Source organism: Okeania sp. SIO3B5, assembly GCF_010692555.1.
In the GTDB taxonomy this organism is placed as follows: domain Bacteria; phylum Cyanobacteriota; class Cyanobacteriia; order Cyanobacteriales; family Microcoleaceae; genus Okeania.
Genome location: NZ_JAAHHG010000234.1, coordinates 1 through 14,628, shown reverse-complemented (window position 1 = coordinate 14,628; position 14,628 = coordinate 1). Strand labels below are relative to the sequence as shown.

The 14,628-nt window shown below is 33.2% G+C and carries 8 protein-coding genes; 4 read left to right on the top strand and 4 right to left on the bottom strand.

All coding sequences use genetic code 11. The features are described 5' to 3' along the window. Positions 1–1,304 precede the first annotated feature (1,304 nt). Positions 1,305–5,939 carry a tetratricopeptide repeat protein gene (locus F6K54_RS25545; RefSeq protein ID WP_293083713.1) on the top strand — a complete coding sequence of 1,545 codons (4,635 nt, stop codon included), beginning with the start codon at positions 1,305–1,307 and terminating at the stop codon, positions 5,937–5,939. A 434-nt stretch (positions 5,940–6,373) separates the two neighbouring features. On the opposite strand, the gene F6K54_RS25540 is transcribed toward F6K54_RS25545, so the two are convergent. Next, on the bottom strand, positions 6,374–6,961 hold the full coding sequence (locus tag F6K54_RS25540; RefSeq protein ID WP_293083710.1) for a Uma2 family endonuclease: 588 nt from the start codon (positions 6,959–6,961) through the stop codon (positions 6,374–6,376). Between the two features lie 369 nt (positions 6,962–7,330). Here F6K54_RS25540 and F6K54_RS25535 point away from each other — a divergent pair, with 369 nt between their 5' ends. Then, entirely contained in the window at positions 7,331–8,443 is a 1,113-nt protein-coding gene (locus tag F6K54_RS25535) for a geranylgeranyl reductase family protein (RefSeq protein ID WP_293083707.1), read from the top strand. Positions 8,444–8,861: 418 nt separating this feature from the next. Here the strand turns inward: F6K54_RS25535 and F6K54_RS25530 are convergent, their stop codons facing one another. From F6K54_RS25530 to F6K54_RS25520, 3 genes are all read right to left on the bottom strand, one after another. Next, positions 8,862–9,821 carry a tetratricopeptide repeat protein gene (locus F6K54_RS25530; RefSeq protein WP_293083704.1) on the bottom strand — a complete coding sequence of 320 codons (960 nt, stop codon included), beginning with the start codon at positions 9,819–9,821 and terminating at the stop codon, positions 8,862–8,864. Between the two features lie 570 nt (positions 9,822–10,391). Continuing rightward, a complete protein-coding gene (locus F6K54_RS25525) occupies positions 10,392–10,940 on the bottom strand; it encodes a GIY-YIG nuclease family protein (RefSeq protein WP_293083701.1) in 549 nt (182 codons plus the stop codon). A 166-nt stretch (positions 10,941–11,106) separates the two neighbouring features. Then, positions 11,107–11,433 (bottom strand): hypothetical protein, encoded by a 327-nt coding sequence (locus F6K54_RS25520; RefSeq protein WP_293083700.1) that lies wholly within the window; start codon positions 11,431–11,433, stop codon positions 11,107–11,109. 603 nt (positions 11,434–12,036) lie between these two features. Between F6K54_RS25520 and F6K54_RS25515 the strand changes: the two genes are divergently transcribed. Both F6K54_RS25515 and F6K54_RS25510 read left to right on the top strand, forming a co-directional pair. Further along, positions 12,037–12,666: a hypothetical protein gene (locus F6K54_RS25515; protein WP_293083697.1), complete on the top strand. Its 630-nt coding sequence runs from the start codon at positions 12,037–12,039 to the stop codon at positions 12,664–12,666. A 429-nt stretch (positions 12,667–13,095) separates the two neighbouring features. After that, on the top strand, positions 13,096–14,007 hold the full coding sequence (locus F6K54_RS25510) for an alpha/beta hydrolase (RefSeq protein ID WP_293083694.1): 912 nt from the start codon (positions 13,096–13,098) through the stop codon (positions 14,005–14,007). Positions 14,008–14,628 lie beyond the last annotated feature (621 nt).

Sequence of the window (14,628 nt, the reverse complement as noted above, 5' to 3'; positions counted from 1 at the left end):
GACGTGTGAGCTGGGGGTGGGGGAGTGGGGGAGTAAGGGAGTAAGGGAGTGGGGGAGTGGGGGAGATTAAATATTAGACATCTGGTAAAAATCCAAAATCAAATCAATTCTTACCCATAAATTATCAATTATTTCTCCCTGTTGCCTGTTGCCTGTTTCCTCTTTTAGAGGAGATTAAATATTAAAGTAATTATAGAATTATCAAAGATATATTATATAGTAATATGATTTGAGTTGTGAGATATTGGAAACTTTTAGGGAACACCGGATCTGGGAACAGGGAACAGAGAAGAAGAAAAAAACTTATCATATAAATATAATACTTGCTATATTCTATACTTTTAAGGAACACCTCAATTCTCACAACTAATTCCTGATTGCTGTATAACCGAATTCTATGTCAGAACTCAGGAGAAATGGGAATTAATTAGGAAGTAGTCGGATAAATTGTTCCTTAATTTTTCTGCCTTTGTCTGTCAAGAATACTAATACTAACTAAATCTCAAAAAGTTTGTTATTTATCTTTAGTAACATGGAGATGGGTAGCTAGTGAGTAGTGATACCAATTCTCTATAAAGTTGCGCTTAATAAAAGATAACAGCTATTAGTAAAACTCAGGTTTGGGTAAGAATTATTAAGGGTATTGTTACAGAGAAATGGTATGAGATGGTAATCAAATATAGCATTATTATTCACAAATGGTATAACTTTTTGAGTTCTTTAGACCGAAAAGTTGGCAGTTTTTTCGATCTAAAAACGCACTTCCCTTTATCTGTCAATGCTTTGATAGTTAATCAGCAAGTTCTAATTAATACTAACAAATACTATAAAAGCTACTCATTCTGAGTCCTGACTCCTGATTTGTAGCTCCTATGTAATAACTAATCCCTCATAACATGATATTATAAAAATTATCTATGAAGTTGTGCTTAATCAAAGATGATGACGATCGGTAAAATAAGACCGTAAAAAAAATTATTAAGCGCATCGTTACAAAGAAATAGTATTAGGTAAAATATTATTACCTACAATTAATCCTCTTGAAAAAAAGGTAAAAATAATAGATATAACTATCTAAAATGAACTGGAGCAAATATATTTAAGCATATCCGTTCGAGATATACTTTTCCATAGCATTCTTTTTTTAAACTGGTATTACAGGAGGTACTGTTAACTGATAACTGAAGTGAAGAGGGTAAAAAATACAAGGAATAGGAAATAGAAACTATTGCCCGTTTTTCAATTAAATTTTGAGTCAAACCGAAAATCAACTTAATTCATAGTAGCAAAAAAAAAGAGAGAAAATGTCACCAACAAATCCTCCAGAAAGTGCAGCAGAAAAATTCCAGCAGAAAGCAGAAGCTTATGTAGCCGAAAAAAAATTTGATGAGGCGATCGCTTCTTGTGAATTAGCTATAAAAATAGAAGAGAATTATGCTCCTCCCTACAAAACTTTAGGTAATATTTGGCAAGTAAAGGGAAAATTAGAAGCAGCCGAAAATTACTATAAAAAAGCATTAGAAATTAAATCAGATTGGCCGGAAGTATATGCTAATCTTGGCAGTTTGTATGCCATACAGCAAAAATGGCAATTAGCTATATCTTTTTATCAAAAGGCTGTAGAACTGAAGCCACATTTTGCTGGAGCTTATCGCAATATGACAAAAGTATGGCTACGTTTGGGTAATGAAAAATCGGCTACATATTGTCAGTATAAAGCACTTTCTCTAGAACCTGAAAAAGCTACCCTAGAAGAAATGATTAACTTAGGTAAAAATCTACAGCAACAGGGTAGTTTAAATGAAGCAATATCTTGTTACCGAATTGCTATTAAGTTAAATGCTAATTCAGCAGAAGCTTATCAAAATTTAGGAGCTGCTTTAAAGGAGCAAGGGAACCTAGATGAAGCGACAGTTTGTTTTCGCAGAGCTATCGAACTTAGAGCTACTAATACCAATACAAAAGTAGAAACTTCAACAGATATTAGAGCTAATAAATATAATTTAGTTTCTAGTAAAGAATTAGAAGCCCAAGATACTTTAATTGGCAGTTTAAATAATCACGAAGAAAGTGCTAATGATACTCTTGCTGCAGCAGAACAGATAAATAATATTTCACCTCAACCAACTGTAGCTGCCATTAATACTGAAGATATAGAAACTTATATGATGGTGGCAGAGACTTATGTGAATCAGAAAAAATGGCAACAAGCTATTACTGTAAGTCAGAAAGTTATTTCAATTAAACCAGAACCCAAAGCTTATAAAATAATAGGTAATTCTTTACAAGCTATGGGTAAATTAGAAGCAGCATTAGATTGGTACAAAAAAGCATTAGAAATTAAACCAGATTTTGTAGAAGTTCATGCCAACCTAGGAACTATATTTGCTCAACAACAGCAGTGGGAAAAAGCTATACAATATTATCGAAGAGCCATTGCAATTAAACCAGAATTTGCTGGAGCATATCGTAATTTAGCAAAAATTTATACTCAGCTTAATCAGTCAGCAGCAGCAGCAGAATGTTTATTTCAGGTATTAAGACTAGAACCTGGAAAAGCCACAGCAGAAGAATTTTTATATACCGGAAATACTCTGAATGAAAATGGTCAATTAGAACAGGCGATCGCTTGTTATCAAGGAGCAATTCAGTTAAAGTCACAGTTAGTAGAAGCTAGTTATAAATTAGGAGAAATTTTAATTCAAAATGAGCGGTGGGAAGAAGCAGTTACTTGTTATCAAAGAGTTATATCTGCTAATCCAAATAATGTAGAACCTTACGAAAAATTAGCAGATGCTTTATTAAATCAAGGACAGCTAGAGTCAGCTTTACAAAATTATCAAACAGCTAAACAACTAGAACCAAATAAAATAGAAATAAAGGAAAAAATTGGAGAAATTTACTATAGATATGGAGAAGATTTCCAAGAACAAGGAAAAATAGAAGAGGCAGTTCAAGCTTATAGTAAAGCAACGGAAAATTATCCAGAATTTGATATTCCCTATGGAAAGTTAGGGGAAATTTTCTCACAGCAGGAAAAATGGGAAGAAGCTGCCAAAGTATATAAAAAAGCAAGTGAAATAAAATCAGATAATTCTTGGTATCACAATAGTTTAGGAGAAGCTTTCAAAAAATTAGAAAAATGGGAAGAAGCTGTTGAAGCATACCGCAAAGCCATAGAGTTAAATCCTGACTTTTCTTGGTCTCATAATAACTTAGGAGACTGTCTATTAAAACTAGAAAAATGGGAAGAAGCTATTGTACCTTATCGTCAAGCAATAGAACTAAATCCTGACTTTACTTGGTCTCATATTAACTTAGGAAAATCTTTGTGGTTATCCGGAAATTGGCAAGAAGCAATAGATCCATATCGTCGTGCCATAGAATTAAAAGCAGACCTACCAGAAGCTTATCAAAAATTAGGAGATGCCCTGAAAAAACGCGCTCAATTAGATTTAGATGAAGCCATAAAATGGTATGAAAAAGCCATAGAAAATGACCCGGAAAATGAACAGCTTTATCATAAAGCATTAGAAATCAAACCAGAAGACCACACACTTTATTTACAACTAGGAAATACATTAGTAAAAAAAGGGAAAACTCATGGAGCGATCGCCTTTTATCAGTTAGGTTTACAAATTAATCCAGATGACTCTGAAATTAAAGCTCAGTTAGAAAATTTATTACCTAAAAAAAAGGTTTTAAGGGAGCAAGGAATAGAGGATAGGCAACAGGCAACAGGCAACAGGCAACAGGAAAATGCTGCTCTTTTAAAAAGGGAGCAGGGAACAGGGAATAGGGAACAGGAAAAAGTCGATCTTTTAAAAAAGGAACAGGAAATAGTAAATAAGGAACAAACAAATATTGCTATTTCTCCCTCGACTTCTCCTGTAGTTGAAAAAGAAGATACCTATCAATTATGGCTAAAAGCAAACTTACCTAGCTCAGAAAAACTAAAGAAGATGTCGGAAAATTTAGACACTTTTCGATATCAACCATTAATTAGTATTATCTTGCCAGAAAAAAAAGCATCTCCAGAGTTCCAAGAGACAATTGAATCAGTTATAAATCAAGTTTATCCAAATTGGGAAATCTGTTATATTGCCGATAAACTTCCGCAAAATCTAGAAAAAGATAACAGAGTAAAATTAGTTTTAAAAGATGAAAGTGGAGATATTACCACAGACTTAAATACGGCCTTAGCATTAGCAACAGGAGATTTTATTACCCTGTTAAATTCTGATGATACTTTAACCCCAGATGCTCTCTATGAAATGGCGCTATTTCTGAATAAACATCCAGAAGCAGATATGGTTTATTCAGATGAAGATAAATTAACAAAAGAAGGCAAATTAACTCAACCATACTTTAAACCAGATTGGTGTCCAGACTCATTTTTATCTCGAATGTACACTGGTCATTTATGTATATATCGCCGAGAATTACTAGAAAAATTAAACGGTTTTCGAGGAGGATATGAAAATAGTTATGAATATGATTTAATTCTGCGGTTAAGCGAAACAAGTCAAAAAATATTCCACATTCCCAAAATACTTTATCACAGCAGAATTTCCGAAAATGGAGTAGCAATAAATCAGACAATTTCAGCAGAAACAGCCAAAAAAGCATTAACAGAAGCATTAGAAAGACGAGGAGAAAAAGGAACAATTTATAGCCTCACTCAACATCCTGGTTTTTATCAAGTTCGTTATCAAATTCCAGAGAAAAAGCTAGTCAGTATTATAATTCCCACCAGAAACTTAGGAGACATTTTAGACAGATGTCTAGAGTCAATCTTTAGCAAAACAACTTACCCAAATTACGAAGTAATATTGATTGACAATGGCAGCGACGAATCAAAAACAAAAGATATTATCGAAGGGTGGAAAAATCAAGAACCACAACGTTTCAAATGTTATGAATATGATATTCCTTTCAATTTTTCCAAGCTCAATAATTTTGCCGCAGAAAAAGCAGAAGGTGATTATTTACTATTCTTAAATAATGACACAGAAGTAAAAACTCCTGACTGGTTAGAAGCAATGGTTGAACAAGCACAAAGAGAAAAAATAGGAGCAGTCGGTGCTTTATTGTTATACCCAGATAATACAATTCAACACGCCGGAGTAGTATTAGGAATGAGGAGTATAGCAGACCATAGTCATCGAGGTTTTTCTCCTACTGATACTGGATACAATGGTCAAATTATTTCTGTGAATAATTATTCCGCTGTAACAGCAGCTTGTTTAATGTGTCGGCGAAAAGTTTTTGAAGAAATTGGAGGCTTTGATGAAGAGTTGGCTGTGGCATTTAATGACGTAGATTTATGTTTAAAAATCCTAGATAAAGGATATCGAAATATTTATGTACCTCACGCTGTTTTGTATCATCATGAATCGAAAAGTAGGGGAGTAGAAAATACAGGAGAAAAACAATTACGTTTCCAACAAGAAATTCAAAATATGAAGCAAAGGTGGAAACACTTAATAGATGCAGATCCTTGTTATAACCCTCATTTAACTCGACAACAAGAAGACTTCAGTTTAAGGATTAAAACAAATGTTGAAGTTGGTGTTTCTTTATATGAAAAAGATCCAGAAATAGCTGGTTGTTCTATTGATGTGCCTAAACCAGGAGTAGAGCAAAATATTAGTTCTATTTGTATAGGTGGATGGGTAGTAGGAAAAACATCTCCTCCAGTAACAGTAGAATTAATTGTAGCTGGCAAAGTAATCAGAGAAATTCCTGCTAATTTGCATCGTCCAGATGTAGGAGAAATTCATCCAGAATTTCCAGAGGCTAAATATTGTGGTTTTTGGGGAGAATTAGAAGTACTTGAATTTGCGCCAGAGGTAAAAATTTCCTTAGAAGCTATTCTCAAAGATGGTTCTCATGTGCGACTGGGAATAGTGAATTTGAAATGTCCTAGTTTGATTTAAAAAAGAAGGAAGAAGGAAGAGGTTCAATAATTAATAATTAATAATTAATAATTAATAATTAATAATTACCTCTCCTTAAAAAGAAGAGAATATTCAATGAGCGTATTTTCAAGCCTCTTGTTTTCCTGCGGAATGCTGCACAAACAGCGAGAGGTACTGATAACTGATAACTGAAATGACATCTGGACATGAATTGATGGATGTAGGATTTGAACCTGTAATTAAGTTAGCCGAGAAATGGGAATTAAATTTTAAATTTTGAGAATTGGTATAAAAATAAAATTCATAGATTATCTTTTCCTTTATGGATTTAATACCCCACCGTTAACGGGAGTGCTTAAAATTGTTTGGGGTGAGAATCCCCATACAATTTTCCCTTCTGCCTCCTGCCTCCTGCCTCCTGCCTCCTGCCTCCTGCCTCCTGCCTTCTTCAATCAAATATCTTGATTCTTAAAATCAACTCTTTCGTAAAGGTCACTAAATACTATTTCAAAATCTAGAGTAGCTAACTTTAACCTTGACTCTTCAGATTCATAATATGTAACTTCCCATTTCTCCTCAGAAGTTTTAACATACTGTTCGATATAAAATTGATATTGATCAATCAAAATATACTCTTTAAACTCAGGAATTGACCGATAAAATTTAAACTTATCTCCTCGGTCATAATTTGCCGTTGATTTTGATAATACTTCAACAATTATTAAGGGATTAGTAACTGTATCTGTACGAGTTTGATGATACGCTGGTTTGTCTTCAATTACCATAAGATCGGGGTAAGTATATAAATTATAATCGGGTATCCATAAGCGAACATCACCAATAAATATGCGATAATTTTTGCCTTTTAACGCAAATTTTAAGTAAGCATATAAATTACCTGTAATTTCATTATGATTAGTAGTTCCACCTGTCATTGATATTATTTCTCCATCTAGATATTCATGTTTATCTTCAGCATTTTCCTCTAAGAATAGATATTCTTCTGGAGTATATACTTTATTGCGTGTCTGAATTTGCATATTTTTTTCCAAGAGTATTGTTATCTTTTCTATGGCAGGTTTAATACCTCACCGTCTAAATGGTGCTTAAAATTGCTTGGGGTTTGTAGACAAGGAGTTGATTATTCATAAGCAATTTTTCCTTCTGCCTTCTTCAAGAATTGGCATTTACTTTTTCCCGACGATTCTATTTTGAGATAATAACTAAAAACATTAAAACTACTAAATTATACCAATTCCCAAAGATAATGCTATACTTGATTAAGACTTCAGTTATTAAGTAATAGTAATGCTTTAGTAATATTTGTAACGATTATCAGTATTAAACCAAGATATCTGAATGTCTTTAAACCCTACTCCCTACTCCCTACTCCCTACTCCCTAATTATAATGTTTGATTGTATTATAGTTGGCTCCGGGCCCGCAGGAGCAAGTGCAGCATATCATCTAGCAAAAAACGGACGTTCTGTATTGGTCTTAGAAAAAGAATCTTTACCTCGATATAAACCCTGTGGAGGTGGAGTTTCTCCCATTGTTCAACAGTGGTTTGATTTTGATTTTACACCAGCCATTTCTCTGAAAATTAACTCCATTCGTTATACTTGGAAAAAAGGCGATTTAGTAGAAGTTAACCTCAAAAATCAAGAACCAATTTGGATGGTACGCCGAGAAGTTTTTGATTATTTTATCGTTCAGCAAGCGCAAAAACAGGGAGCAGAAATTAGAGATAAAACCAAAGTTATAGATATAAAATTCAAACACAATAACTGGCAAGTAAACACCAACGATAAATCGTTTATTGGTCGTTATTTAATTGCTGCTGATGGAGCAAAAGGTTCCATGGCAAAATGGTTGGGTTTTAACAATCGTAAACGCTTTTCAGGTGGTGCTATGGAAATAGAAGTACCAGTTGAAAATCAGCAAATTGATAGTGCTTATTTTGAATTTGGAATGTTAAATAATGGCTATGTTTGGAATTTTCCTAAAGCAGATGGATACTCAATTGGAGTAGGTACATTTTGGCGAAAGCACGGTCAAAATTTTGGAGCTTTATTAACAGAATATGCCACAATGTTTGAGGTAGATATTCAAAATATTCAGAAGTTTGGTCATCCTTTATGTTTGTGGAATGGTAATCAAAAATTACATACACAAAATGCTGTTTTAGCAGGAGAAGCTGCTTGTATTGTTGACCCCTTTACTGCTGAAGGAATTCGCCCTTCTATATTTACAGGTATTAAAGCAGCTACAGCAATTAATAATTCCCTAAATGGAGATTTATTTGCTTTAGAAAAATACAGTCAAGTAGTTAATGAAGAATGGGGTAAAAATATGGTCTGGGCACAACGTTTAGCCCAAGGATTTTCTCACTTTTCACATATTGGTTATCAAGTAGGTGTGAAACGACCTCGTGCTACTACTATTATGACTAAAATTTTGTCTGGAGAATTACGTTATTCGGATGTAGTAGGTTCTGCTTTGCGACGACTTTGGCAAAGATGAAAATTTATTCTTGAAGGCAGAAGGCAGAAGCCAGAGGGCAGAAGGGAAAAAAGGAGAAAAATCAAGATAATTTTAGTATTTCTTCGGTACTGTCAGTTCTTAAATTGTATTTATAACTGACTCGTCCAAACATGATATTAAGATGTCGTAAAACTTTGGAGATTTAGTATTATACCAATTTGAAAAAAGAATGTTACAAATAATAAGCATTATTAAAATAATTTGTAGGAAATATCTATTGGACGAAAAAGATAAATTACTATATAAAAAATGGTATCAAACCTATTCCCATACGACTCCTGACTCCTGTCTCCTGACTCCTAAGCAGTAACCTAAATATTTGTAGCAAAGATTTATCAAACTGGTATTATACCCCTCAATTTTAGCTGATAGCTGATAGCTGAATGCTAATAGCTAATTAATAAATTAAATCATCCTTAATTAAAGCTTGAAACTTAGGATTTGAGCTAATTTTAAAAAAATGAGCATCAGTTTCTGCCATCTCTCGATATGGTTGTCCAGCACCTAAATTGATTGCTTGTTCTAAATTTTCAATAGCTAAATATGGCTTATCCTGCAAAGCATAACAACGAGCTTTATTATAGTAAGCTAAACAATAATCTGACTGAATTTTTATGGCTTGATCAAAACAAGCGATCGCCTCAACCCAATCTCCTAAATTTGATAAAGCTTGACCCAAATTATTCCAAGCTTCCTGATAGTCTACTTTAATATCTATTGCTTTTTCATAACTAATAATTTCTCTTTTAGTATTCCCCAAATAAAATAAAGTTTTTCCTTGAAAATTCCAAGCTATATAATGATTAGGCTTAAGTTTAATGACTTCTTCAAAAGAATTCAAAGCTTCCTGATACCTTCCTAATTCAAATAATGCCTTGCCTTGATTATGCCAAGCTTGGTATAAACTGGGTTGAATTTTTATTGCTTGTTTGTAATTTTCAACTGCTTCTCGATAATGTCCTAAACTACTCCAAGTATTTCCAGCATTGTACCAAGCTTGATATAGATCTGGTTTGATTTTTGTGGCTCTTTCAAAAGAAGTTATCGCTTCCCGATATTGTTCTAAATTATTGAGTAAATTACCTCGGTTATACCAAACTAAATGAGAATTTGGTTGAATTTCTATCGCACGATTAAAATTATTTAAAGCTGACTGGAATCTACCTATTAATTTCAAGGAATTACCTCGATTATTCCAGGCTTCATAGTAATCTGGTTTAATTTTTATTGCCTGATTAAAAGCAGTAATAGCCTGTTGATGCTTCCCCAATTTACTAAAATTTACCCCCACATTGTACCATCCTTGATAATCATCTGGGGAGATTTTTATTCGTCCATCCATTTCATTTTCAGGCATTGCTGAATTAAGGTATGAAAGTAGGTTTATAGGTAATAGGGAATAGGGAATAGGGAACAGCGAATAGGGAATAGGGAATAGGGAATAGGGAATAGGGAGCAATTAATATTAACAAGTAGTTCAAACCATCTAAAATACAAAATCCAAAATATAAAATTATCAAATCATACCCAGAATAAGCAACGCCCATTTGGAGACTAATTATTCCTTCCAAAATAATCAGTTAATAGCTGATAGTTGACTGCTGAATGCTTACTTTGTCCCAAATATTCACACCAATAGACATCTCCAATAATAAAAAATCAAATCAATTATCCCAAAGAAATTATCAATTATTTACCTCTACTCCCTACTCCCTACTCCCTACTCCCTCTTTTCTGGAGATGTCTAATAGTATAGCAATCAGGAATCAGTTGTGAGAATTGAAGTGTTCCTTAAAAGTACAGAATATAGCAATTATTATATTCATATGATACGTTTTTTTCTTCTTCTCTATTGCCTGTTGCCTTCCGGAGCTGTTGCCTAAAAGTTTCCAATATCTCACAACTCAAATCATCTTGCTATATTAACCTATTTCAAATCTAGCAAACCACTGGTTTTTAACTTGGGATTAAAGCGAATATTTTCTTCTAAACCTCTAGTTTTTAATATTTCTAAAATATTAGCTTCAACTCGCCTAGATATATTTTTTAAGAGTTTTTCTTTAGCAACTTCATCAATTAATGGGTCACTATATTGTATTGCTTCTGCTTCTGTCATTTCTTGTTTAGCATCTATTGGCTGATTCCACTTTGCTTCTGCAATATCATTACCTATAGGTAAAGAGCCATTTTCATTAATCCAAGCAGTTTTTATACCTTCTAATATAGTACGATTCGGACGTTCAATAGTTTGTGTTTTTAGCCAATAGCAACTATTAGGTTGACGGACTAAGTGTTGTTTCATACTCTGATATATATCACGAGAATAACCTACAAATAGTAATTTTTTATCCTGGTCGAAAATTCCATAAACACCTATTTTTCCTTGTAAAGAAATTGGTAATTTTCCTTGAGAATCAATATAAGGTAAGTATTCTAATTTAGACAATTCTGGAATTTGCATTTGAGTATTAGTCATTAGTTTTAATTTTTCCTATTTAAGGTTAGTTTTACAGCACTTTCCGCTGCCCGTGAGGTACACCCCGAAGCGGGCAAGATGCCCGCACTACAATATTTTCATCATTTACCCTGTACCTCATTTGCCCGAAATATGCTGTAATTAATTCAAAATTGATAAAAGTTGATTAATCTCTAGTGATTTTATAAACGGCGCAGAGACGGCTTGGTTGAAATATTTTAGCTTGAAACATGAAGTTTGGCGGAACGTTAATGATAATATATTCACTAGATTCGTGATACTCCTCAAATTCTTTTGCCATTCCTTTAGGTGTTTCTTTGCTGTAGGGAACTGGTTGAAATATTAATTCAGTAAATTCTAATTTTTGACATGGTAATTGAGAAGTAATTTGTTGAATAAAATTTTCACTTGTTAATAATTTGAATAAAATTTGTTGAGCATTTTGTTCTAACGTGAAGCTACTTTCAAAGCTTTCAATAATTTTTAGACCCATTTTTTTTTACTTTTCCATATTGATCAAATGTAAGCATTTCCTAGGTCATACTCTGCAAACAAATGCGTGAACCTACAGGACTTACTAAAGTTAGCTTGTTACCTTTTTCTTTCAGTGCGGAATGCGGAAGCAAACTTCAAGAATTTATAATTTATAATTTATAATTTAGAATTACCGAATTATTAATTATTAATTATTAAATAATTCTGGTTTAAAGCCTCCCCTTTTAAGGGAAAAAAAGCGGTTGAGAGATGGCGAGGTCCCCTCGCCATATCCAATCAACCAAGAGAAGAAATAATATCTCCTGATATTCAATCAAGAGCGGTTTTAACCAGAGGTAATTATCAATTATCCATTATCAATTATCAATTAATGAAATTGGGCTATTGCTATGATAATAGTATTGCTTGTTGCAATCAAACAGAAAATAACCTTTACTTAATATTACTATTTGTTTGATTAAACTCAACTACTTTTCAAGAAATATAAAGATTTGTTAAAAATAATTTTTATTTAATAAATTATGATATAATAATTAGATAAAAAATGTATTATCTACTATTAAACTATTAAAATTAATATATTGAATGGGGATATGAATTTATGGAAGACACAGAAACATCATCAACAGTTTCAAATAATCCCCAAAGTCAACCTCATTGGCTACAAATAGCAGAATATACTGCTTTAGGGGCTTCAATTGTTGGTTCAGGTTTAGCATTGGTACTGGAAAAAATTTCGTTTGTTGCACCTCCAATAACATTAGCATTAGTATTGAATTCAATTAATAGAAAAAGATTTGAGGAAAAAATACAAAAACATATTAACAATGAAGTAGAAGAACTCAGGATAGATATTGATTCAGTGGATGGGTATTCAGAGAAAATACAAGAAAAATTTACTGAGTTAACTCCAGAGTCTCCCATAAATTTTTCTCAAAATCAATCAGATTTTGAATTCAATACAATTACAAAAGAAGACTGGGACACAATAAATACTAAATTTTCAAATATTGATGAGGAATTACAATCATTAAAAGATTTAACTACAGATTTACAACAGCATTTAGCAGATAATTTACAATCAACAAATAATACTTCTATGTCTAATAAAATTGAGGAACTACAAGCACAAGTGAATAGATTACAAGACTTAAATCGAGATATAGTTAGGCCATATTTTATTCGTTTAATTCGTGCAGTCAAACAACTACATAAAATGATCGAGTCTTAGTTATGAGGCTGTGCAAAAAGTAGACAGTTGAAAATTAGTTTTTATTTTCCTTGTTCTATAACTTTTTTCCCGTCATCTGGGCAACAATTAAATTTATGTTTATGGCAAAATTATCATATAGAAAACCTAAGCATTCAGCTATTAGCATTTCCGTTTGTCATGCTCCGCAAACAGCAATCAGATGCATGAACATATTAAAGCAATAACTGAGGTTCGATGATAACCAATTTAATGAATAAATTTGAATTCTCCTCTAGTATGATAATGAGTTAATAACAAATAGCTGACTGCTGAATGCTGACTGCTGAATGCTTACTAGAAAACTTGGAACAGAGCAAGATAAATGTCACTCCTAGAATTCTAGAAAAAAATTATTTTATCAATATCAGCTGCTGATACTATTGTAAATCAGAAATACACTTTTAACTAATGACTATTTTTGAGAGTTTATTGAAATTTCTATTAATAAGTTTAGCAACTATCTACACTTCTGCTTTTGTATTGCTAAGATTGCTGCAAAACCGATTGATATTTGAACCTGCACCATTGGTATTAGCAACTCCGGATACTGTTAATCTTCCATATCAAGAAGTTTGGTTATCAATTCCCAACTCTAACAAACAGACAGAAAAAATATCTGGTTGGTGGATTCCTCAAACTAAGAGCAATTCTAGAGTTATCCTCTTTCTACAGGGTGCTAAAGGTAACATGGCAGCTCGGAAAAATAGTTACAATCTTGAGCGAGTTGCTAAACTATATCAGTTAGGATTTTCGGTATTTATGATTGACTATCGGGGGTACGGTAACAGTCAAGGAAGATTTCCCACAGAAGCGAGTGTTTATGAAGATGCATTGATAGCTTGGAATTATTTGACTCAAGAAAAAAACTTTTCACCAGAAGAAATTTTTGTTTATGGATACTCTCTCGGAGGAGCGATCGCTGCTAATCTTTGCCTTCAACAACCACAAGCAGCAGGATTAATTGCTGAAGGTTGTTTTACTTCCATGAAAGACATGGCTAAATACAGACACAGACGTCGAATCCAGATATTTCCCCTCAACTTACTGGTAACCCAAAAATTTGACTTCATTAACAAAGTAAAATTATTGGAAATGCCCGTTTTATTTATTCATGGAATGGAAGATCGAGTCGTACCTGTAATGATGAGTCAAAGATTATTTGCAGCAGCAGCAGCACCGAAAAAATTACTCTTAATACCAAATGCAGCACATAACGATCTGGCAGAAGTAGATAGCGATCGCTATCTAGCAACACTACAGGAATTCTTCGATCAGGCAGTCAATCAGTATTCTAGTATTAGTCAAGAATTTATTCATTAGTTATGTATAGCAGAGTAAGCATTCAGCATTCAGCATTCAGCTATCAGCTTTTTTTATTACCTTATAAAGGAGGAAAAAGTAATTGAGAGATTTCCAATAATTAGGGTTTGCTGATTAAATATCGCGCTTATTGACTGATATTGGTTTGAGCAATTTTAGATCTGGAGGGAGTGCGAGGTTTTCGGTGGTAATGGTTCAAAAATTCAGGATTTTGGTCAAGAGTAGAGCAGAACCATCTTGAGAAAATTCTTACTCCTACCTCCTCGCTCCCAAGCCATTTCTCCAGTATAGCTGTCTCCAGTATAGCTGTCTCCTACCTTCACCCATAAGACTTTTTCAGCAAGCCCTAATTAGTTGAAAATGTATTATGAAGTTAAGCCAATGGTTGCTTTATTAATTAGGGCTTGCTGATTAAATACCAAAGTCTTGACAGGTAAAGGTTTTACCCTTTTCAGGTACTAAGGGGGTACTAGCTTAATGGTGGTAATGGTTCAAAAATCTAAGATTTTCGGCATTTCGAGGGGTAGAAAATCACTTTTACGATTCTTCTGACTACTTCTTCTATAATTCCCATTCCTCCTGACTTCACCGATTGCAGGATTGCTGGATTCTACCCCTACC